Source organism: Streptomyces corallincola (assembly GCF_019104725.1).
Taxonomy (GTDB): domain Bacteria; phylum Actinomycetota; class Actinomycetes; order Streptomycetales; family Streptomycetaceae; genus Streptomyces; species Streptomyces corallincola.
Window position 1 is genome coordinate 101,662 of record NZ_JAHRXF010000007.1, and the last position, 21,451, is coordinate 123,112.

General features: G+C 73.4%; 16 protein-coding genes. 9 read left to right on the plus strand and 7 right to left on the minus strand.

What is annotated here, in order from left to right; genetic code table 11:
- Positions 1-17: 17 nt before the first annotated feature.
- Positions 18-1,826 carry an aromatic amino acid ammonia-lyase gene (locus tag KUM39_RS07705; RefSeq protein ID WP_217784668.1) on the plus strand — a complete coding sequence of 603 codons (1,809 nt, stop codon included), beginning with the start codon at positions 18-20 and terminating at the stop codon, positions 1,824-1,826.
- 136 nt (positions 1,827-1,962) lie between these two features.
- Here KUM39_RS07705 and KUM39_RS07710 read toward each other — a convergent pair whose 3' ends face one another.
- Entirely contained in the window at positions 1,963-2,418 is a 456-nt protein-coding gene (locus KUM39_RS07710; protein ID WP_217784669.1) for a tellurite resistance TerB family protein, read from the minus strand.
- 147 nt (positions 2,419-2,565) lie between these two features.
- On the minus strand, positions 2,566-3,570 hold the full coding sequence (locus KUM39_RS07715) for a lytic polysaccharide monooxygenase (protein ID WP_217784670.1): 1,005 nt from the start codon (positions 3,568-3,570) through the stop codon (positions 2,566-2,568).
- A 480-nt stretch (positions 3,571-4,050) separates the two neighbouring features.
- Here KUM39_RS07715 and KUM39_RS07720 point away from each other — a divergent pair, with 480 nt between their 5' ends.
- Entirely contained in the window at positions 4,051-4,698 is a 648-nt protein-coding gene (locus KUM39_RS07720; RefSeq protein WP_217784671.1) for a ScbR family autoregulator-binding transcription factor, read from the plus strand.
- A 66-nt stretch (positions 4,699-4,764) separates the two neighbouring features.
- On the opposite strand, the gene KUM39_RS07725 is transcribed toward KUM39_RS07720, so the two are convergent.
- The gene (locus tag KUM39_RS07725) at positions 4,765-5,289 is read right to left on the minus strand and encodes a peptide deformylase (protein WP_308288078.1); all 525 of its coding nucleotides are present in this window, start codon (positions 5,287-5,289) and stop codon (positions 4,765-4,767) included.
- A gap of 459 nt (positions 5,290-5,748) precedes the next feature.
- On the opposite strand from KUM39_RS07725, the gene KUM39_RS07730 reads away from it, so the two are divergent.
- From KUM39_RS07730 to KUM39_RS07750, 5 genes are all read left to right on the plus strand, one after another.
- Positions 5,749-6,651, plus strand: coding sequence for an LLM class flavin-dependent oxidoreductase (locus tag KUM39_RS07730; RefSeq protein ID WP_217784673.1), 903 nt, complete (start codon positions 5,749-5,751; stop codon positions 6,649-6,651).
- Between the two features lie 129 nt (positions 6,652-6,780).
- Positions 6,781-8,940, plus strand: a complete 2,160-nt coding sequence (cyc2, locus tag KUM39_RS07735; RefSeq protein ID WP_217784674.1) for a germacradienol/geosmin synthase Cyc2 — start codon at positions 6,781-6,783, stop codon at positions 8,938-8,940.
- Between the two features lie 153 nt (positions 8,941-9,093).
- Complete coding sequence (locus KUM39_RS07740; protein WP_217784675.1) at positions 9,094-9,720, plus strand: PDZ domain-containing protein; 627 nt, start codon at positions 9,094-9,096, stop codon at positions 9,718-9,720.
- A 120-nt stretch (positions 9,721-9,840) separates the two neighbouring features.
- On the plus strand, positions 9,841-10,965 hold the full coding sequence (locus KUM39_RS07745; RefSeq protein ID WP_217784676.1) for an aminopeptidase P family protein: 1,125 nt from the start codon (positions 9,841-9,843) through the stop codon (positions 10,963-10,965).
- Positions 10,966-11,017: 52 nt separating this feature from the next.
- A complete protein-coding gene (locus KUM39_RS07750; protein ID WP_217784677.1) occupies positions 11,018-11,959 on the plus strand; it encodes a phosphotransferase family protein in 942 nt (313 codons plus the stop codon).
- Between the two features lie 46 nt (positions 11,960-12,005).
- Here the strand turns inward: KUM39_RS07750 and treZ are convergent, their stop codons facing one another.
- Entirely contained in the window at positions 12,006-13,751 is a 1,746-nt protein-coding gene (gene treZ / locus KUM39_RS07755; RefSeq protein ID WP_217784678.1) for a malto-oligosyltrehalose trehalohydrolase, read from the minus strand.
- Between the two features lie 187 nt (positions 13,752-13,938).
- Here treZ and KUM39_RS07760 point away from each other — a divergent pair, with 187 nt between their 5' ends.
- Positions 13,939-14,490 carry an FHA domain-containing protein gene (locus tag KUM39_RS07760; protein WP_217784679.1) on the plus strand — a complete coding sequence of 184 codons (552 nt, stop codon included), beginning with the start codon at positions 13,939-13,941 and terminating at the stop codon, positions 14,488-14,490.
- Between the two features lie 134 nt (positions 14,491-14,624).
- Positions 14,625-15,080 carry an SSI family serine proteinase inhibitor gene (locus tag KUM39_RS07765; protein ID WP_217784680.1) on the plus strand — a complete coding sequence of 152 codons (456 nt, stop codon included), beginning with the start codon at positions 14,625-14,627 and terminating at the stop codon, positions 15,078-15,080.
- A 48-nt stretch (positions 15,081-15,128) separates the two neighbouring features.
- Here KUM39_RS07765 and KUM39_RS07770 read toward each other — a convergent pair whose 3' ends face one another.
- From KUM39_RS07770 to glgX, 3 genes are all read right to left on the minus strand, one after another.
- Positions 15,129-16,379, minus strand: coding sequence for a M14 family zinc carboxypeptidase (locus tag KUM39_RS07770; RefSeq protein ID WP_217784681.1), 1,251 nt, complete (start codon positions 16,377-16,379; stop codon positions 15,129-15,131).
- A gap of 125 nt (positions 16,380-16,504) precedes the next feature.
- The gene (gene treY, locus KUM39_RS07775; RefSeq protein WP_217784682.1) at positions 16,505-18,877 is read right to left on the minus strand and encodes a malto-oligosyltrehalose synthase; all 2,373 of its coding nucleotides are present in this window, start codon (positions 18,875-18,877) and stop codon (positions 16,505-16,507) included.
- 125 nt (positions 18,878-19,002) lie between these two features.
- Positions 19,003-21,135 (minus strand): glycogen debranching protein GlgX, encoded by a 2,133-nt coding sequence (gene glgX / locus KUM39_RS07780; RefSeq protein ID WP_217784683.1) that lies wholly within the window; start codon positions 21,133-21,135, stop codon positions 19,003-19,005.
- Positions 21,136-21,451: the final 316 nt, after the last annotated feature.

Genomic DNA, 21,451 nt, shown 5'->3' on the forward strand with positions numbered 1-21,451 from the left:
CGGCACCCCCACGGCACATGAGCGTGGACACGACGACGCGGGCGACCCCGGAGGCCGGGGGCGCCCGCGTCGTGCTGGACGGCGGCGCCCTCGCCCTGCCCGCACTGGTCGCCCTGGCCGACGGCACCGCCGAACCCGCCCTCGCGCCCGAGGCGCTGGCCCGGCTGCACACCGCCCGCGCGCACGCCGACCGGCTTGCCGCCTCCGGCCGCTGGTACGGGCGCGGTACGGGCGTCGGCGCGCACCGCTCGGTCGCGGTGGACCCCGCCGAGGAGGCCGCGCACGGGCTGCGTCTGCTGCGCAGCCACGCGGGCGGCGCCGGACCACTGCTCCCGGCCCGGCAGGTCCGCGCCCTGCTCGCCGTCCGCGCCAACCAGCTGCTCGCGGGCGGCTCCGGCATCCACCCCTGCTTCGTCACCGCTCTCACCGACGCGCTCGCCCTCGGCGTCCACCCGGCCGTCAACGCCTACGGCGGAGTGGGTACCGGCGACCTCACGGCGCTCGCCCAGACCGGACTGACACTGATCGGTGAACGGCCCTGGCTGACGGCGGAGTTGACGGAGATCGCGGACGCCTCCGAGATCGCGGGCACGTCCGGTACCTCAGGCACGTCCGGGACCTCGGGCACGCAGGAGGCGTCCGGGGTGCCGGGCGGGCGGCGGCTGCCCGCGCCCGTGCCGCTGCGTCCCGGTGACGCGCTCGCCCTGCTGAGCAGCAACGCGCTGGCCCTGGGCCAGGCCGCGCTGGGCTGGCACGCCGTGGACGTGCTGCTCCGGGCCACACACGCGGTCGCCGCGCTCTCCCTGGCCGCCGTCTCCGGCTCCCTGGAGGCGTACGCGGCACCCGTGCACGCGCTGCGTCCCTACCCCGGCCCGGCGCGTGCGGCGGGGGAGGTGCTGCGGCTGCTGGGGGTGCGCGAGGCGCCGTACGGGGGGCTGGGCGCGGGGCTCGGCGGAGCCGGACGGGGCGGCCCGGAACGCGGTGGGGACGGGGCGTCGGCCGTGCTCCCACCGGACACGTCGGTGCCCCTCATGCCCCAGCAGCGCACCGGACCACTCGGCGGCGGCACACATGAAGTGCCGCTCCCCGCACCTGAGTTGGAGAATGGCGCCATACCGGGGCCGACGCCGGTGCCCCAGGAGTACGGCGCTCTCTCCACCCCCCGCCGCATCCAGGACCCCTTTGGCTTCCGGGCGTTCCCGCAGGCGCACGGAGCCGCGCTGGACGCGTGTGCCGGGCTGCGCCGGACCGTGGAGGCGGAGATCAACTGCGCCTCGGAGAACCCGGTCCTGACCCCCGACGGGCGTCTCTACCACCACGGCGGCTTCTTCGCCGTCCCGCTCGCCCTGGCACTGGACGGGCTCAACCTCGCCCTGCTCCAGACCGCCCAGCTCTCCGTGGCCCGGCTCGCCGCGCTGGGCCGGGCGGACCTCACCGGGCTGCCCGCGTTCCTGGCCACCGGCCCGACCGGCAGCTCCGGGGCGATGATCCTGGAGTACACCGCCAACTCGGCGCTGGCAGAGCTGCGTTCGTGCGCCATGCCCGCCTCGGCGGGGCACGCCGTGCAGTCCCACGGGCTGGAGGAGGCGGCCACCTTCGCCGGACAGGCCGCCCGGCAGACCGAGCGTGCCGCCGACGCCTTCGCCACCGTCCTCGCCTGCGAACTCGTCTCCGCCGTAAGGGCGTTGCGGATGCGTCCGGTGCCGCCCCCGCTGTCCGCCCTCGCCACCGCCGCCACCGCCCTGGCACCCGGCACCGAGGACCGGCCACTGACCGGGGACATCATGGCGGCGGCCGAACTCCTGGGCGCGCTGGCCGAGTTGTAGACCAACCCCTTCGCCGGATCACCGGCCGTGCCCTCCGTGCCCTCCGTGTGGTTCACGCCGTCCTGCGTGCCGTCCGCGGTCCGTACGGCCGGGGCGCGCCGCCGTCACGGCGGGCGCGCCCCGGTCCCCCGGCCGGTCAGAGGTCGAACTCGTGCGGCGGCAGATCCAGCGTGTAGCACGCCTCGCGGACCACGGCCTGCTCGGTCTTGTCGAAGTCGCCGTCCGCGCCGCCGATGACGATGCCGATCTGGATCACGGCCCGCGCCTCGGCGGGCTTCTTCTTCGCCTTGGCGATCTCCTGGAGCACGCTCACCTTGCCGAAGTCGAAGTCGGCGGTCAGCTTGTTCAGGTTCTCGTCGAAGCGGCGGCGCAGATCGTCGGCCGGGAAGTTCTGCAGCACGTCGTTGGTGGCGATCAGCTGGGCCACCCGCTGCCGCTCGGACGGGTCGATCGTGCCGTCCGCCGCCGCCACGAGCGCGCACATGGCCATGCTCGCGTCACGGAAGGCCCCGCTCTTGAGGTCGTTCTTCTTCGCCACGAGCTGGGTCTGCATCTGCGACGCCGACTCCTTGAAGCGGTCCCACAGGGCCATGCGAACTCCTTGTATCCAGGTCATCGATCGCGCGTCCCCCACGGAAGCGCGCGGCACTTTCTACAACACCGTAGAAACTCATGGGACGCCGGATAAGTTCCGGTGTTCCTCGGCGAATTCGGCGGCGATCCGGGTGCGGTGCCCCGGTCAGCGGCGCCGCAGGCGCAGGAACAGAGCCGTGCCACCAGTGAGTACCAGTACGGCCGCCGCGCCCGCCGCCAGGAGCGGGGCCGAGGGGCCCGTCCCCGCCCGCGTCACCTCGGCCACCGGGGTGCCCGGCACCGCGCCGTCCGGTGAGGCGTGCTCGGCGTGCGCGGCTGCCGAGGCGGGGGCCCTGCCGCTGGGCCGGGCGGTGGAACCCGGCTTCTCCGGCGCCGACTCGGTGGCGGTCGGCGTCGGTTTCCGGGTGGCCGGCGGCTTCGCGGCCGTGCCCTCCGCCCGTCCGCCGCTGCCCGCCGGGTCCGGGAACACCACGTCGGAGCAGGAGTAGTAGGTGTCCGGCGTGCTGGTGTTCTGCCAGACCGTGTACAGCACCTGACGGCCGGTCCGGTCCTTCGGCAGCGTGGCCGGGATGTGGTACGCCCCGTTCGTCAGCGCCGGGTCCTTGACCTCGGCGAACGGCCGCGCGGGCAGGTCGGCCCAGGTCAGCGGCTTCGCCGGGTCGTAGCCCGGCCGGGTCAGATAGAGCCGGAACGAACCGGTGTGCGCGATCGTCGAGGCGTACGTCATGGTGAGCCGCGCGCCGGGGGTCAGCCGGGTCGCGGGCCAGTCCCGGCGGGGCAGGTCCAGCCCCCGGTAGGCGGCCAGTCCGCCGCTGCACAGCTTCCCGTCCGGCACCACCTGCCGGTCCCGGCCCGCGACGCCCGCCACCCGCAGGTTGTCCCAGGCGGTGAACGGCCCGCCGTTCGCGGCGACGGCGGCCCGGCAGGCCGCCGAGTCCTTCGCGGAACCGCCCTGCGGGGAACAGGCGTAGACCCGGCTGACCGGGTCGGTCGGCGCGCCGTGGGCCAGCGCGGGCGCCGCCGCCCACGGCAGGAGCAGCAACGGGGCGGCCACCCCCGCGCCGAGCGCGCCGAGCCGCGCCGTCACGGCCGTACGCGGACCCGTACGCGGGGCAGGGGCCGTGCGGGTGGACCGAGTCGTCCGAGTCATCCGGGGGCCATCTCCTCGACGGGCGTGAACGGGTACGGCCTCCAGTACGCGCCCCGCCCCCGCCGCGTTCAGCCGCGAGCCCGCCCGCCCCGTCCGGTCCCACGCGCCCCGTCCGCCGTCCGTTCGCGCCGCCCCGCTCCCTGCCGGAAACGCGGCCACAGACCACGGCGGCTGTTTCGGGCGGACTCCCCGTGTCCGCACCCGGAGACCACGCCTCCCGCGCACCGCACCTCCCCACCACGGCCCACCATGCGTCACTTGCCGATCGGGAACGAGCGGAACAGCCGAGAACACGGTGTTTTCGTGTCGGGCGTTTGCGAAAGGTGAAGGACCGTTCACGGCGGGCCCGCGCGCACCACGATCGGGGTACGGAGGAACCGGAGATCGCCGATCCCCCTTGGCACTCCGTGAGTTATCGTATGCGAGCGGTTAAAACAAACCGCTTGTCCCGTTCGGCGCAGCGCGCAGAGGAGTCGGTCGATGGCGAGGCAGTTACGCGCCGAGCAGACGAGGGCCACGATCATCGGAGCGGCTGCGGACCTCTTCGACCGGCAGGGCTACGAATCCACCAGCCTCAGCGAGATCGTCGGCCACGCACGGGTCACCAAGGGCGCCCTGTACTTCCACTTCGCGGCCAAGGAGGACCTGGCCCACGCCATCCTCGATCTCCAGGCCCGCGCCTCCCAGCAGATCGTCGCGGAGACCGAGGCACGCGGCGGCTCCTCACTGGAGACCCTGATGCGGACCACGTTCGGCATCGCCCGGCTCGCCGTCGAGGACCCCGTCCCGCGCGCCGGACTCCGACTCGCCACCGCCGACGTGCCGTTGCGCGCGCCCCTGCGCCATCCCTTCACCGAATGGCTGGAGTTCGCCACCCGCAAACTCACCGGCGCGGTCCGCGAGGCCGATGTGAACGCCGAGACCGACGCCCCCGCCGTCGCCCACTCGCTCGTCTGCTTCTTCGTCGGCACCCGGATCGCCGGACGCTCCCTCGAACCCGTCTCCCGGCTGCCCCGCCGGGTCGCCGAGATGTGGCAGCTGATGGTGCGGGGCATGGTGCCGGTGCACCGCCGCCCGCGCTATCTGGCGCTCGCCTCGCAACTGGAGCGGGAGATCACCCTGGGCTGATCCACCGGGGCCGCCCGCCGTACGGCGGCCCCGAGGGGAGCGAGGAGCTCGGCCCCGTCTGGGCCACTACTGCTCGTAGTCCCACGCCCGCCCGGTCTGGCGGTACCCCTCCACATGGATGGGAGCGACGCCCGTCCGCATCCGCGTGGTGTAGAGCAGGCCGTCGAGGTGGTCGATCTCGTGGTGGACCAGCCGGGCGAGCCCGCGTTCGTAGGTGGTGGTCACCAGTTGGCCCTCCAGCGTGGTGGTCTCCACGGTGATCCGTAGCGGCCGGGGGACCATGCCGCGAACGTCGAAGAACGACAGGCAGCCCTCGTACTGCTCGTCCTCGTCGCCGGAGCGGTCGGTGATCCGGGGGTTCAGCAGAACGATCGTCGCAGCCCCGGGGCCGGGAGGCTGGACAACGGCGGCGGCCCGGCCGATGCCGATCTGAGGCGCCGCGATGCCCATGCCCTTGGCGAAGGGGTGGACCTGCCCGATCCGCTCCATAGAGGAGAACAGCCGCTCGACGGTCTGCTCGGCCGCCGCGCGCTCAGTGGACAGGTCGAAGGCGCGGGCAGGCTCAGCGAGAACGGGGGCCCCGCGCTGCACGACGCCGAGGCCACGTATCTGTTCACTGGGCCGTACTTGGACCACCTGAACTCCCCTTTGTTCGACTCATGTTCGGGAAAACGGCCCCGGAACTGCCACTCCACCATCTCGTATCCGGGCGTTGAAGGCGCCCGCACTCCAAGCGGGAGCGGGCATCCCCCTTCGCCACCGACACAGGGACCGCGAACTGATCAACACCGAACCGACCAACACCTGACGGTCCAGTGGCTCCCCGCCAGACACCTTCCCGAGCCGGTGTTCCCGACGGCCGTACAAGCCCTCGCCGCGTACGGGGAGGGCGGCCCGTTCTTCTCCCGCCACGGATGGCCGACCACCATCACGACGTGAGCGGTCTCGCCGTCGTGGGCGGCCCGGCGCCGCACAGCGCCGTGCCCGATCAGCGGGGACTCGCCCACGTCGGGCCGAGACCGGGACCGCGCTCGACGTAGGCTCACCGGCATGAGCCTGCGCCTGAGCACCGTGATCCTTCCCGTGGACCGCTGGCACGAGGGAGGACGTGCCAAGTGGCAGCGCGCCGAGGAACTCGGCTTCCACGCCGCCTACACCTACGACCACCTGTCCTGGCGCACCTTCCGTGACGGCCCGTGGTTCGGCGCCCTGCCCACCCTCACCGCCGCCGCCACGGCGACGGACCGCCTGCGCCTGGGCACCTTGGTCACCTCGCCGAACTTCAGGCACCCGGTGACGCTCGCCAAGGAACTGATCTCGCTCGACGACATCTCCGGCGGACGCGTCACCCTCGGTATCGGCGCCGGTGGCAACGGCTTCGACGCCACCGCGCTCGGTCAGGAGGCGTGGACACCGAGGGAGCGGGCGGACCGGTTCGGTGAGTTCGTGCCGCTGCTCGACCGCCTGCTCACCGAGGGCGCGGTCTCGCAGCAGGGCGACTTCTACACGGCCGAGGAGGCCCGGAACCTCCCCGGCTGCGTGCAGCGGCCCCGACTGCCGTTCGCGGTGGCGGCGACGGGCCTGCGCGGCCTGAAGCTCGCGGCGAGGTACGGGCAGGCGTGGGTGACGACGGGGGACCCGAGGCTGTACGAGACGGGCACCCCGGAGCAGTCGGTGGAGGCGCTGCGCGGTCAGATCGAGAGGCTCGGCAAGGCGTGCGCCGACGCCGACCGGGATGTCGCCGACCTCGACAAGATCCTGCTCCACGGCTTCACCCCCGACCGGAACAAGCCGCTGGAGTCCGTGGACGCCTTCGTCGATTTCGCGGGCCGCCACCAGGAGCTCGGCTTCACCGAGATCGTGATCCACTGGCCGATCCCCGACTCGGACTTCGCCGCTGACCAGACCGTCATCGATCGAATCGCCACGGAAGCCGTGGGTCAGTTGGGCTGACTCGGGGGAGCGCCGGTCACCATCACAGGGAAACGTCGCTCTCGGGGTGTTTCGGGTGGCGTTCACGCGATGGTGTGATCATGGGGGCCGACCCGGATGGCGTACACCGGCGCCGGGTAGCCCCCGGCCATGACGCAGCCGTTTCAACTCCCGCACTTCTACATGCCGTATCCCGCGCGGCTGAACCCGCATGTCGAGGAGGCCCGTGCCCACTCGACGGCGTGGGCCCGCGAGATGGGCATGCTGGAGGGCTCCGGGATCTGGGACCAGGCCGACCTGGAGGCCCACGACTACGGACTCCTGTGCGCCTACACCCACCCCGACTGCGACGGCCCCGCCCTCTCGCTGATCACCGACTGGTACGTGTGGGTCTTCTTCTTCGACGACCACTTCCTCGACATGTTCAAGCGCACCCAGGACCGCGCCGCCGGAAAGGCCCACCTGGACCGCCTGCCGCTGTTCATGCCGCTGGACCTCGACACCCCGATGCCCGCGCCGGAGAACCCGGTCGAGGCGGGCCTCGCGGACCTGTGGAAACGCACCGTGCCCGCCATGTCCGTGGAGTGGCGGCGCCGTTTCTCCGTAGCCACCGAACACCTGCTCAACGAGTCCCTGTGGGAGCTGTCCAACATCAACGAGGGCCGGATCGCCAACCCGGTCGAGTACATCGAGATGCGCCGCAAGGTCGGCGGAGCCCCCTGGTCCGCCGGGCTCGTGGAGTACGCCACGGCCGAGGTGCCCGCCTCCGTCGCGGAGAGCCGCCCGCTGCGCGTGCTGATGGAGACCTTCTCCGACGCCGTCCACCTGCGCAACGACCTCTTCTCCTACCAGCGCGAGGTCGAGGACGAGGGCGAGAACAGCAACGGCGTCCTGGTCCTGGAGACCTTCTTCGGCTGCACCACACAGGAGGCCGCCGACACCGTCAACGACGTCCTCACCTCCCGGCTGCACCAGTTCGAGCACACCGCGCTCACCGAGGTGCCCGCCGTCGCCCTGGAGAACGGACTCACCCCCGACCAGGTCGCCGCCGTCGCCGCGTACACCAAGGGGCTCCAGGACTGGCAGTCCGGCGGCCACGAATGGCACCTGCGCTCCAGCCGCTACATGAACGAGGGCGCCCGTTCCAGCACCCCCTGGCAGCTCCCCAGCGGCCCCGGACTCGCCGCCGCCGACATCGGCGCCCTGCTCGCCACGGCCGCCGCCGAACGGCTCCGCGCCCACGCCCACGTACCGTTCCAGCACGTCGGACCCTCCCTGCTGCCCGAGTTCCGCATGCCCTACCCGCTCACCCTCAGCCCCCACCTCGACGCCGCCCGCCGCAACCTCGTGGAGTGGACCGGCCGCATGGGCATCCTCGGCGAGGGCGTCTGGGACGAGGACAAACTCCGCGCCTACGACCTCGCGCTCTGCTCCGCCGGGCTCGACCCGGACGCCACCCCCGAGGCCCTGGACCTCAGCGCCCGCTGGCTCGCCTTCGGCACCTACGGCGACGACTACTACCCGCTGGTCTACGGCCACCGCAGGGACCTGGCCGCCGCCCGCCTCACCACCGCCCGGCTCTCCCAGTGCATGCCGGTCGAGGGCGCGCCCACCCTCGTACCCGCCAACGCGATGGAACGCTCACTCATCGACCTGTGGGCCGACACCACCGCCGCCATGACCCCGGAGCAGCGGCAGAACCTGAAGACGGCCGTGGACAAAATGACCGAGAGCTGGGTGTGGGAGCTGGCCAACCAGATCTTCAACCGCGTACCCGACCCGGTCGATTACCTGGAGATGCGCCGCTCCACCTTCGGTTCCGACCTCACCCTCAGCCTCTGCCGCATGGGCCACGGCCCCGCCATCCCGCCCGAGATGTACCGCAGCGGACCCGTCCGCTCGCTGGAGAACGCGGCCATCGACTACGCCTGCCTGCTCAACGACGTGTTCTCGTACCAGAAGGAGATCGAGTACGAGGGCGAGATGCACAACGCCGTCCTCGTCGTGCAGAACTTCTTCGGCATCGACTACCCGACCGCGCTGAAGGTCGTCGGCGACCTCCTCAACCAGCGCATGGAACAGTTCGAGCACGTCATCGCCCATGAACTCCCCGTCCTCTACGACGACTTCGACCTGTCGGCGGAGGGGCGCGCGGCGATGGACGGCTATGTCCTGGACCTCCAGAACTGGGTCGCGGGCATCCTCAACTGGCATCGGGAGGTGGACCGTTACAAGGCCGCCTGGCTCGGCAGCCGGGCCCACGGCTTCCTGCCGGACCGGGCGCCCACGGGGGTGCGGCTGCCGGTGTGACGGAGGGGGTTCCGGGGCGCGCGGGTGCGGCTCCACCGGCAGGGGTACCCGCGCCACGCCGATACCCGCGCCGCGCCGTACGGCAGTCTCACTCGTTCGAGTCTCGTCGGCGGCCGTCGCTCCGGGTAGGCACCAGCCGGAGGCGAGCGAATCATGGACGACACCGCGTTGCGGCCCCGGCCGATGCCGGGCCGGGACCGCCGGACCCCCGACCCCACCACGAGCACCGGCCCCACCACCGGCACCGACACAGGCACCAGTACCGGCCCCACCACCCGCACACCGCCCCGGCATCCCCGCCGCCGGGCCCGCCCCGTCCGGTCCCCGCTGCCCGGACTCCTCGTCGGCCTCGTCCTGGTCCTCTCCGGCATCGGACTCGGCACCGTCGGCGCCGCCGTCACCGGCCTGGGCGGGCGGGCGGCGGGCCGCGAGAATCCCGCGCGGCCCGCCGCCCCGGCGGCCCCGACCGCGCCTCTCGCCGCTGCCGCCCCGGAGGCCCCGGCGGCCCCGGCCGTCCCCGCCACGCTCGGTCTGGAGGCCGTGGACGACGAACGGCCCGGCGCGCTCGTGATCGCCGTCCATGTGCCCGGCCCCGGTTACACGGCGGGCCTCGTGCGCGGTGACGTACTCCTCCAGTTCGGCGGCGCGCGGGTGGACACGGCCGCCGATCTGGCGCGTGCGGTCGCCCGGGTCGGGCCCGGCACCCGTGTCACGCTCACCGTCCGGCACGCGGGCGGAGGGTTCCAGCAGCTCACCGCCGTACCCGGAGTCGTGGTGTGAGCGGGCGGGCCCGCGCGGCGGGAGGCGCGGGTGGCGAGTTCGCAACCGTGCCCCCGACCGGGCAGGATGCTGCTCTGGGGTCGCCCGGCCCCGCTCCGCCGACCGTGCCCGGAGGCCCGGATGACCGCCCGTACCAGGCCCTTCACCGCCGAGGACCACCGCGCCCGCATGGACCGCGCCGCGCGGACCGCCGCCGACGCCGGACTCGCCGGACTGCTGGTGGCGCCCGGCCCGGACATGGTCTGGCTGACCGGGTACACGCCCCCGGCGGACACCGAGCGCCTCACGATGCTCGTCCTCGCCCCCGGCCGGGAACCGGTGCTGGTCGTCCCCACCCTGGAGGCACCGGACGCCGAACACGCGGTCGGCGCGTCCGCGCTCACCTTCCGCCGCTGGACCGACGGCACCGACCCGTACGCCGTCACCGCGAAGCTCCTCGACCACGCGGGCCGCTTCGGAATCAGCGACAACGCCTGGGCCATGCACCTGCTCGGCCTCCAGCGCACCCTGCCCGGCACCTCGTACGCCTCCCTCACCGACGCGCTGCCCATGCTGCGCGCGGTGAAGGACACCGCCGAGGTGGAGCTGCTCGCGGCGGCCGGGGCGGCGGCGGACGCGGCCTTCGAGGAGATCCGCGCGGTGCGGTTCGCCGGGCGCCGCGAGACCGAGATCAGCCGGGACCTCGCGGACCTGCTGCGTGGCTTCGGCCACGAGCAGGTCGATTTCACCATCGTGGCCTCCGGCCCCAACGGCGCCAACCCGCACCACGAGGCCGGGGACCGGGTCGTCGGCGACGGTGACATGGTCGTCCTCGACTTCGGAGGCCTCAAGGACGGCTACGGCTCCGACACCAGCCGCACCGTGCACGTGGGCGAGCCCACCGAGGAGGAGCGCACCGTCCACGACCTGGTGCGCGCCGCCCAGGAGGCCGGGGTGCGTGCCGTCCGGCCGGGCGCCGCCTGCCAGGACGTGGACCGGGCCGCCCGCGCGGTCATCGACGCCGCCGGGTACGGCGAGTTCTTCATCCACCGCACCGGGCACGGCATCGGCGTCACCACCCACGAGCCGCCGTACATGATCGAGGGCGAGGAACAGCCCCTGGTGCCCGGCATGTGCTTCTCCGTGGAACCCGGTGTCTATCTGCCCGGCCGGTTCGGCGTGCGCATCGAGGACATCGTCACCGTGACCCCGGACGGCGGCCGACGCCTCAACGACACCACCCGTGAGATGGTCATAGTGGAGTGAGCGGCCACGGCACACCCCACGACGACCTCCCGGAACGGCGACGGCACGACACATGACCCAGGCACCGACCCCCACCGCGGACACCGTCCGCAGACTCGTCCGCTCCCTGCTGAAGGAGAGCGGGGAGCACGCCGACGCGGCGGAGGTGCGGCCCGTCACCGAGGGCCGCACGCACACCTGGTCGGTCGGCACACGTCATGTGCTGCGGCTCGCCCCGGACCGCGAGGGTTCCGTCTCCCTGCGCCGGGAACTCCGGCTGCGGGAACTCGTCCGCCCGTACGTCCCCGTCGCCCTGCCAGTCGGCGTCGCCCACGCCGAATGGGCGCCCGGTCTCGCCTGCACCCTCGACACCCGGCTGCCCGGCGCGGTCGCGGACGAGCGGGACGTGTCCGCGCTCGGCGAGGCCGACCTCGCCGGACTCCTCGGCGGGCTGCGCGAGGTGCCGGTCCGCCAGGCGGAGACCCTGGGCGTGCCGCACGCCGCGCCCCGCTCCCTGGAGGCGCTGCGCCGCATGGCCGTGCACGCGGCCGAACGGCTCGCCGCCGCCGACGAGTTCGACCCCGGCCGACTGCACCAGCTCACCGGGCCCGGTGCCGCCCACCTCGCCACGCAGCCCGGCACCGCCGTCCTCAGCCACCGCGCGCTCACCGGAGACCATGTGCTGGTCAGCGAGGACGGGCGGGTGCGCGGCGCCCTCGACTGGAGCCGCACCGCGTTCGGGGACCCGGCCGAGGACATCGCCGCCCTCGCCCTGGCCGTCGGCTCACCCGCCGCCGTCCGCGCCGCGACCCTCACCGGGTACGGCCCCCGCCCCTGCCTGCGCGGCCTCTGGCTGGCCCGCTGCGACACCGTCCTCCGTCTCACCGACCACCTCGACGGCCGCACCCCCGCCGCCTCCCCGGCCCGCCTGCGCACCCAGCTCCGCCGTGCCTGGGAACCGATCCTGCTGGAACGCGTCACGGAACTGAAGGACGAGGACAGCCTCGACCCTTAAGCCCCGTAAGCCCCGTACCCCCCGTGATCCCGCGAGGGAGGGCGTCTCAGGGCTGGACCAGCACCACGCACGACTCGCCCGGTACGTGCAACAGCCCGTCCGGGCCCGGCTGTTCGACCGGGTCCCAGGCGGCCAGCACCTCCACGCGGCCGGTGCCGAGGGGGATCGCCGTCTCCTGCTTGCCGAGGTTCACCGCGACGCGCACGTCACCGCGCCGGAAGGCCAGCCAGCGGGCGTCCTCGTCGAAGGCGACCTTGGTGTCCGCGAGGTCGGGGTCGGTGAGGTCGGGCTGTTCGCGGCGCAGGGCGATCAGGCGCCGGTACCAGGCGAGGACACGGGCGTGCGCGTCCCGTCCCGGCTCCGACCAGTCCAGGCAGGAGCGGTCGCGGGTCGCCGGGTCCTGCGGGTCGGGTACGTCCTCCTCGGCCCAGCCGTGCGCCGCGAACTCCCGGCGCCTGCCCCGCCGTACCGCCTCGGCCAGCTCCGGATCGGTGTGGTCGGTGAAGAACTGCCAGGGGGTGCCCGCCGCCCACTCCTCGCCCATGAACAGCATCGGGGTGAACGGCGCGGTCAGTGTCAGCGTCGCCGCGCAGGCCAGCAGGCCGGGGGAGAGGGTCGCGGCGAGCCGGTCGCCCTGGGCGCGGTTGCCGATCTGGTCGTGGGTCTGGGAGTAGCCGAGCAGCCGGTGCCCCGCCACCCGCGCCCGGTCCAGCGGACGGCCGTGCGCGCGGCCCCGGAACGACGAGTGCGTACCGTCGTGGAAGTAGCCGCCGGTCAGGGTCTTGGCGACGGCCGCGAGCGGGGCGCGCGCGAAGTCGGCGTAGTAGCCCTGCGCCTCACCGGTCAGCGCGGTGTGCAGGGCGTGGTGGAAGTCGTCGTTCCACTGCGCGTGCAGACCGAGACCGTGATCGGCGCGGGCGGTGATGAAACGCGGGTCGTTCAGGTCCGACTCGGCCACCAGGAACAGCGGGCGGCCCACCTCGTCGGAGAGCGCGTCCACCCCGGCGGACAGCTCCTCCAGGAAGTGCCGGGCGCGGGTGTCCCACAGCGCGTGCACCGCGTCCAGCCGGAGCCCGTCGATCCGGTACTCCCGCAGCCAGGCCAGCGCGCTGCCCAGCAGGAACGCGCGCACCTCGTCCGAACCGGGCGCGTCCAGGTTCACCGCCGAACCCCACGGCGTGTGGTGCGTGTCGGTGAAGTACGGCCCGAACAGCGGGAGGTGGTTGCCTGACGGGCCCAGGTGGTTGTGCACCACGTCCAGGACGACGCCCAGGCCCAGTTCGTGCGCCCGGTCCACGAACCGCTTCAGCGCCTCCGGGCCGCCGTAGGGCTCGTGCACCGCCCACAGCGAGACCCCCTCGTACCCCCAGCCGTGCGTACCGGGGAACGGGCACAGGGGCATCAACTCGACGTGTGTGACGCCGAGTTCTACCAGGTGCTCCAGCCGCCCGGCCGCCGCGTCCAGGGTGCCCTCGCCGGTGTACGTACCCACGTGGAGTTCGTACAGCACCGCGCCCGGCAGCCCGCGCCCCGCCCAGTCGGCCCGCCAGGTGTACGTGCCGTGCTCCACCACCGCGCTGAGCCCGTCCGGGCCGTCCGGCTGGCGGCGCGAGCGCGGGTCGGGCAGCACGGGGCCGCCGTCCAGCGCGAACCCGTACCGCGTGCCGTCCCCGGCCGCGGCCTCGCCCGACCACCACCCGGCCCGCTCCGGATCGCGTCCCAACGGCTGTTCGGCGCCGTCGCAATGGAGCGTCACACGGTCTGCCTGCGGTGCCCACACCTCGAACTGCACGGACGGTTCCCCTTCGTCTGCTCAGCGTGATCTCGCCCGTCCATCGTGCCGCGAAAGCGATCAATCCGCCGTCGAATCACGCCCTTTCGCGCCGGGTGTCGCGGAACCGACCGTACAACTCCCCCCGGATTCCCCGGCTTCCCCCGTTTCTGGACACTCCGGGGGTCGCTGTTCGACAATCACAGGTGTGACGTCGTCCTTCGAGTTCCCCGTGCATCCCGCGCGGCTGTCCGACGCGGAGCGGGACAAGGTGCTCCAGGTGCTGCGGGACGGTGTCGCGCTGGGCCGGCTCTCGCACGACACGTTCGTCCACCGCATGGAACTCGCGCTGGCCGCGCGCCGCTCCGACGAACTCGCCGCCCTCGTCGCCGATCTGCCCCGCGAGAACCGGTTCGCCCGCGCGGTGTTCGGCACCGTGGAGGCGGTCTCCGGTTTCACCGTACGGCTGCGCCGGGCCTGGCGGTCCGAGAAGCTGCCCAAGCTGCTGCTGCCGCACGGGGTGCACGGGCATCCGCTGCGCGTCGGCCGTGACCCGGCCAACGGACTCCGCCTCAACCACGAGTCGGTCTCCCGTGTGCACGCCGAACTCCGGCAGCAGGGCGGGATGTGGGTGCTGCGCGACCTCGGCTCGACCAACGGGACCACCGTCAACGGGCGGCGGGTACTGGGGTCCGTCGTGGTGCGGGACGGTGACCAAGTGGCCTTCGGCGAGGCGGCGTTCCGGCTCTCGGGAGGCTGACCGGCCGGACGAGGAGTTCAGGACGCGTCAACTCCGTTCACCAAGCGACCTGTTGCTGTCCCACCGATGACCTCGCGGACCCCGTTCGGGTGAGCCGGGTCGGGTACGTCTGCGCGTGTGCCGATGTACCGCACATGACCTACCTCACCCGAGCCGCCGCCCTCACCGGCGCCCTGCTGCTCTCGGTCGGGCCGCTCACCGCGAGCCCCGCACAGGCGGCACCCGGTGACGCGCCGCCCGGCGACTGGCTCGCCCTGACCGTGACCCGAGGAACCGGACAGCCCGGCGGCACCGGACAGCCCACCGGAGCCGCGCCGATCACCGGTACCCGCGGCGCCCTCCTACTGTGCGACCCACCCCAGGGGCACCCCCACGCCGGTGAGGCGTGTGCCGAACTCGGTTCGGCGGACGGCGACTTCGAGGCGATCCCGCCCCGGACCGGCACCTTCTGCCCGATGATCTTCGCCCCGGTGACCGTGCACGCCCACGGGCGGTGGAGCGGGCGTACCGTCGAGTTCCGCCGGACGTACACCAATCACTGCGTGATGACCCGGATGGCGGGTGCGGTGTTCGCGCTGGACGCGGACTGAGCCGCCGCCGCGACGGCCGGGGCCCGTGGGAGCGGGGGCGGGGGAGACTCAGCCCTCCTGCTCACGGGCGTGCCGGGCCGCCGCCAGCACGGTCCGCGACTGATGCCCGATCTGGTGCTCCACCGGCACCCAGCGTGCGTGGAACCGGTCCGCGAAGGCCGCGCACCAGTCGGCCACCAGCCGCTCCAGGCCCGGTACGGCCGGGTCGCCGCGCTCGCGCAGCACCCGCAGCAGCATGGAGGCGGCGCGCAGCGGGAGCCGCCGCCCGAAGGCGTCCACGCTGCCGACGTACGCCATCGTCGTCGCGGCCGGAGGGGTGTCGGTCCAGTCGCGGGCCAGGCCGGGGGCGAGGCCGACCGCCCAGCGCGCGGCGCGCAGCAGTGGGCCGTCGGCGTCCGCCAGCCGGGGCAGCGCGTCGGTGAGCACCCGCTCGACCGTCAGGGAGTCCCGCAGCAGCCGGGCCGCCAGCCGCCGGATCGCGGCGGCGGGCGCCGGGTGCGGGGCCGGGTCGCCCACCAGGTCGCTCGCCCACATCGGCACCTCCACCACGGCGGTCAGCCCGCCGTACCGGTGCGTGTGGTACCACGTGCTGTGCCGGGCGTCGTCCGGCATGCTCGGATAGGCGGCGGCGCTGTCCGGCCCCGGCATCACGTGCACCCCCGGCCCCGACACGGGCCAGCCCGCCGCGTCCGACGCGCCCATCTCCACCGGGATGTGCCACCGCGCGGCCGACTTGGCGAACGGCTCCGCGAGCCCCGGCACGTCCCGCGTCAACTGCACCCACGTACCGCCCAGTTCGGTCGCGTGCAGGGTCACCTGGAGGTACGGCCGCAGCTCGTCGATGAGCCGGGTGAGGGTCCGCGTCTCGGGTGGCAGCCGGTCCGGTGGCAGGACGGCGGGTGACCACTCGACCTGCTCGGCGCCGGTGGGCCGGTAGAAGCCGAGGTGGTAGTCGTAGAGGCTGCGCGGCGACGGGGTGTGGTGCAGGGCCGCGCCGTCCGGATCGGCGCACAGCAGGAAGTGCCAGGAGACTCCGTCCCGCAACTCCGGCTCCGCCAGCACCCGTTCGGCCAGCACCCGCAGCGTCGCACCGCCCGCCGGTTCGTTGGCGTGCGCCCCGGCCACCACCAGCACCGCCCGCCGGGCCCGCCCCACCGACAGCACCTCCACCGGACGCCCGGCCCGCGAGCGCCCCACCTGCCGGAACACGCAGAGACCCGGCTCCTGAACCGCCAACGCCCTTGCGTGCGCCACCAGTTCGGAAACACTGGGATACCGCAGCTCCGGCAGAGGACTCACCCCCCGAACCCTGTCCGCCCGCCTCCGATCCCCAAGTCCCGCACGCCACGAACCAACTGTCAAGCGCACCGGTCCGGACCGGCGGCCGGATTCCCCGGTTCCGTCCCGTGCCGGTGCGGCTGCGCTTACACGGACTCCGCCACCCGCTCCAGCAGCGCCACCGGCGCCGCCGAGAACAGCTCAGCCAGCGCCACCCGCCCGCTGAACTCCCTTTCCCCGCCCAGGACATCGGTCCAGCGGCCCGGTGGCAGCGGGAGGGTGGTGTCGTGCCAGCCACCGGATTCGGCGAGGCGGAGGGAGAGCCGGGTGACGGCGGTCAGGGTGCGGTCGGTGCGGGTGAAGGCCAGGCAGTGGCCGGCGGCGGGCCCTTCGGCGGTGAGGGGGGTGTAGGAGGCGGAGCGGCCGAAGGCGGACGGCCGACGGGCGCGCAGACGCAGCGCGGCGGACGACAGGGCGTCCTTCTCGCCGGGGTCGGCCGGGGGGAAGGAGACGGCGCGCCGGTTGTCGGGGTCCACCAGCGCGCGGTACTCGCCCTCGGTGCCCTGGTAGACGTCCGGGACGCCCGGCATCGTCAGATGGACCAGGGCGGTGCCGAGGACGTTGGCCCGGATGTGGGGTTCGAGCGCCTTGCGCAGGGCGGCGACGCGCTCACCGGCGGGACCGCACGGACCCTCGGCGACGAACCGCGCCACCGCCTCCTCGTACGGCGGTTCCTGCTCGGTCCAGCTCGTGTACATGCCCGCCTCGCGGACGTGCTTGAGCAGTGCCTGCTGGACGCGGTCCTCGTCGGCCGGGCCGAGCCCGAACACCGTCTGCCAGGCGGCCCAGGCGAGCTGCCCGTCCGGGACACCCCCCTCGGCCCGCGTCAGCTCGGCCAGCAGTTCCGAGTAGCGGTCCGGGCACTCGGTGAGCACCGCGAGCGCCGCCCGCACGTCCGCGCTGCGCTTGGTGTCGTGGGTGGTGACCACCGTGCCGGTGACCGGCCAGTCCCGCTGGACACGGGCGCACCAGGCGTGGAAGTCGTCCGGGGTCACCCCGGGGGAGCCCGGATCGCCGCCCACCTCGGTGGCGGACAGCAGCGGGACGTACCGGTAGAACGCGGTGTCCTCCAGCGACTTGGCGCGCAGCGCCGACGAGGTCTGCGCGAACCGGGTACGGAACTCGGCCCGGTCGGCGTGGTCCGGGGCCGCCGGGTCGCCGGGCGGCTCGACCAGCAGTCGGCGCACGATGTCCACCACCTCGGCCTCCTCCGGCACCACGAACGCCAGCCTGGCTTCCTCGGCGGCCCGTTCGGTGACGACGAGGGAGGCGTCCTGGGAGGCGTAGGGCCGGTACACCTCCATCCGGACGAGCAGTTCCTCCAGCGCGGTGCGCAGCGCCCAGTGCGCGCGGTCGCGCAGCGCGAGATCCGGCGAGGAAGCGCACAGCCGGGCCGCGACCCGCGTCAACCGGTCGGTCTCGGTGGCGAGTTCATGGGTGATCACCTTGTACGCGGCCCGCCGCGCGGTCGCCTCCCAGTTGCCGCCCCGGTCGGTCTGCGGCGCCGCGAACGCCCGGTAGCGGCCCAGGAGTTCGTACGCCCCGGTGCGGTCGGTGAACACGCCGTCCACCTGGCGCAGCGCGTCGTACCCGGTGGTGCCGGCGACCGGCCAGGACGCGGGCAGGTGTTCGCCGTCGGCGAGGATCTTCTCCACCACCGTCCAGCGTCCGCCGGTCGCCCCGTCCAGCCGGGCGAGATAGCCGTCCGGGTCGGCGAGCCCGTCCGGGTGGTCGATGCGCAGCCCGTCCAGCACCCCGTCGGCGAGCAGCTGGAGGATCTTGGCGTGGGTGGCGTCGAACACCTCCGGGTCCTCGACGCGCACCCCGATCAGCTCCGAAATGCTGAAGAAGCGGCGGTAGTTCAGCTCGGTGCGGGCCAGCCGCCACCACGCGGGCCGGTACCACTGGGCGTCCAGCAGCTCCGGCAGCGGCAGATGCGCGGTGCCCTCGCGGAGCGGGAGGACGTGGTCGTGGTGGCGCAGCACGTCGCCGTCCACCACCAGATGCTCCAGCTGGGAGCCGACCGGACCGCCCAGCACGGGCAGCAGCAGCCGCCCGTCCTGCGCCGCCCAGTCGATGTCGAACCAGCGCGCGTACGGCGACTCGGGCCCCTCCCGCAGCACCTCCCACAGCGCCTTGTTGTGCCGGGGCGCCATCGCCATGTGGTTGGGCACGATGTCCGCCACCAGGCCCAGGCCGTGCTCCCGCGCGGTGCGGGCCAGGGCGCGCAGTCCCTCCTCGCCGCCCAGCTCCTCGCGCACCCGGCCGGGGTCCGTGACGTCGTACCCGTGCGTGGAACCGGGCACCGCCTCCAGGACCGGGGACAGGTGCAGATGCGAGACGCCGAGCGACGCCAGATGGGGCACGGCCGCCTCGGCGGCGCCGAACGGGAACGCGGGCTGGAGTTGCAGCCGGTAGGTGGCCGTGGGCACGTCCGGGCCGGGGCGCTCAGAAGTCATGCTGACCTACGTACCCCGCCCGGCGCCGTTCGTGTCATCCCCGCGCGGTCGGACCGCCCGCGTCATCCGGTCGGCCCCCGTCACCGGCCACACTCCCCCCTCCCGCCCCTCCCGGCCCGCGCCGTCTACGCGGGCCGCTGGAGCACCGTCAGACTGCGGTCGGCCAGCGTGAGCCGCTCGCCCGCGCCCACCTTGGGCCCGCTGCCCGGCGGCACCCCGTCCGGCCGGGCGGTGTCCACGACCACCTGCCACTCCGCCCCGTGATCGACGGGCACCGTGAAGTCCAGCGGCTCGTGCGAGGCGTTGAACATCAGCAGGAACGAGTCGTCCCCGATCCGTTCCCCGCGCGGCCCCGGCTCGGAGATCGCGTTGCCGTTGAGGAAGACGGTCAGCGCCGACGCCCCCGCCGAGTCCCAGTCCGCCTGTTCCATCTCGCCGCCGTGCGGGGTGAACCAGGCCACGTCCGACAGCTCGTCGTGCGTGCCCTCCACCGGGCGTCCGTGCAGGAAGCGGCGGCGCCGGAACACCGGGTGGTCGCGGCGCAGCCACACCATCGCCCGCACGAACTCCAGCAGTTGACCGCCGTCCGGGCCGCCGCCCTCCTCCCCGTCCCCCGGCCACTCCACCCACGACAGCTCGTTGTCCTGGCAGTAGGCGTTGTTGTTGCCGTCCTGGGTGCGGCCGAACTCGTCGCCGTGGCTGATCATCGGCACGCCCTGGGACAGCATCAGCGTGGCGAGGAAGTTGCGGGTCTGCCGGGCCCGCAGCTCCCGGATGTCCGGGTCGTCGGTCTCGCCCTCCGCGCCGCAGTTCCAGGACCGGTTGTGGCTCTCGCCGTCCCGGTTCTCCTCGCCGTTGGCCTCGTTGTGCTTGTCGTTGTACGACACGAGGTCGCGCAGCGTGAAACCGTCGTGGCAGGTCACGAAGTTGATGGAGGCCAGCGGACGGCGCCCGTCGTCCTGGTACAGATCGGAGGAGCCGGTCAGCCGGGACGCGAACTCCGCCAGCGCGCGTGACTCGCCGCGCCACACATCGCGCACGGTGTCCCGGTACTTGCCGTTCCACTCCGTCCACAGCGGCGGGAAGTTGCCCACCTGGTAGCCGCCCTCGCCGACGTCCCACGGCTCCGCGATCAGCTTCACCTGCGAGACCACCGGGTCCTGCTGCACCAGGTCGAAGAAGGACGACAGCCGGTCCACCTCGTGGAACTGCCGGGCCAGCGTCGCCGCGAGGTCGAAGCGGAACCCGTCCACGTGCATCTCGGTCACCCAGTACCGCAGCGAGTCCATGATCAGCTGGAGCACGTGCGGGGACCGCATGAGCAGCGAGTTCCCGGTGCCCGTGGTGTCCATGTAGTAGCGCGGGTCGTCGGTCAGCCGGTAGTACGACGGATTGTCGATGCCCTTGAACGACAGCGTCGGGCCCAGGTGGTTGCCCTCGGCGGTGTGGTTGTAGACCACGTCGAGGATGACCTCGATGCCCGCCTCGTGCAGCGCCCGCACCGCCGACTTGAACTCCAGCACCTGCTGGCCCCGGTCGCCCCAGGAGGCGTACGCGTTGTGCGGGGCGAAGAAGCCGATCGTGTTGTAGCCCCAGTAGTTGTTCAGCCCCATGTCCACCAGGCGGTGGTCGTTCACGAACTGGTGGACCGGCATCAACTCCAGTGCGGTCACGCCCAGTTGCTTCAGGTGCTCCAGGATTGCCGGGTGCGCGAGCGCCGCGTACGTGCCGCGCAGCTCGTCGGGGAGGCCGGGGTGGCGCATGGTGAGGCCCTTGACGTGCGCCTCGTAGATCACCGTGCGGTGGAACTCGGTGCGCGGCGGCCGGTCGTCACCCCAGTCGAAGTACGGGTTGATCACCACCGAGGTCATGGTGTGCGGCGCGGAGTCCAGGTCGTTGCGCCGGTCCGGCTCCCCGAAGTGGTAGCCGTACACCTCCTCGCCCCACCGCACCGCCCCGCTGACCGCCTTCGCGTACGGGTCCAGCAGCAGCTTCGCCGAGTTGCAGCGCAGCCCGCGTGCCGGGTCGTGCGGGCCGTGCACCCGGAACCCGTACCGCTGGCCCGGCATCACGCCCGGCACGTACGCGTGCCGTACGAACGCGTCGCTCTCGCGGAGTTCCACCGCCGTCTCCGAGCCGTCGTCGTGCAGCAGACACAGCTCTACTCGGTCCGCGGCCTCGGTGAAGACCGCGAAGTTGGTCCCGGCGCCGTCGTACGTCGCGCCGAGCGGATATGCCTCTCCAGGCCAGACCTGCATGGGTAGGACTCTTCCAGGAGGAGTGCCCCGGCGGGGCCGCGTTGGGTTCGAGTCTGCCCCGAAACCGCGCCGACCCACCGTGTACGGGCCGTTCCCGTGCGCCCGGGCACCCACCGGCGGGCCCGCGCGCCCGGCGGCGCGGTCCGTGGCACCCGCGCCGGGTGGCACGTACGTCCGAGGAGTGGCCGGAACCGGACGTGACCGGTCGCGGCGCGCGCCGGGGGCCCGGCCGGGGGGTGCCCCGGCGCCGGACACGCGGAGTGGGGACGGCGCGCTCCGGGACGCGCGCCGCCCGCCCGGCGGACCGGGCCCCGGG

Excerpts from the sequence above, each read along its gene's own strand:
- KUM39_RS07720 (WP_217784671.1), top strand. The coding sequence starts at position 4,051 with ATGGCGAGGCAGTTACGCGCCGAGCAGACGAGGGCCACGATCATCGGA.
- cyc2 (WP_217784674.1), top strand. The coding sequence starts at position 6,781 with ATGACGCAGCCGTTTCAACTCCCGCACTTCTACATGCCGTATCCCGCG.
- KUM39_RS07710 (WP_217784669.1), bottom strand. The coding sequence starts at position 2,418 with ATGGCCCTGTGGGACCGCTTCAAGGAGTCGGCGTCGCAGATGCAGACC.
- glgX (WP_217784683.1), bottom strand. The coding sequence starts at position 21,135 with ATGCAGGTCTGGCCTGGAGAGGCATATCCGCTCGGCGCGACGTACGAC.
- KUM39_RS07730 (WP_217784673.1), top strand. The coding sequence starts at position 5,749 with ATGAGCCTGCGCCTGAGCACCGTGATCCTTCCCGTGGACCGCTGGCAC.
- treY (WP_217784682.1), bottom strand. The coding sequence starts at position 18,877 with ATGACTTCTGAGCGCCCCGGCCCGGACGTGCCCACGGCCACCTACCGG.
- KUM39_RS07765 (WP_217784680.1), top strand. The coding sequence starts at position 14,625 with ATGACCTACCTCACCCGAGCCGCCGCCCTCACCGGCGCCCTGCTGCTC.
- KUM39_RS07740 (WP_217784675.1), top strand. The coding sequence starts at position 9,094 with ATGGACGACACCGCGTTGCGGCCCCGGCCGATGCCGGGCCGGGACCGC.
- KUM39_RS07715 (WP_217784670.1), bottom strand. The coding sequence starts at position 3,570 with ATGACTCGGACGACTCGGTCCACCCGCACGGCCCCTGCCCCGCGTACG.
- KUM39_RS07705 (WP_217784668.1), top strand. The coding sequence starts at position 18 with ATGAGCGTGGACACGACGACGCGGGCGACCCCGGAGGCCGGGGGCGCC.
- KUM39_RS07745 (WP_217784676.1), top strand. The coding sequence starts at position 9,841 with ATGACCGCCCGTACCAGGCCCTTCACCGCCGAGGACCACCGCGCCCGC.
- KUM39_RS07750 (WP_217784677.1), top strand. The coding sequence starts at position 11,018 with ATGACCCAGGCACCGACCCCCACCGCGGACACCGTCCGCAGACTCGTC.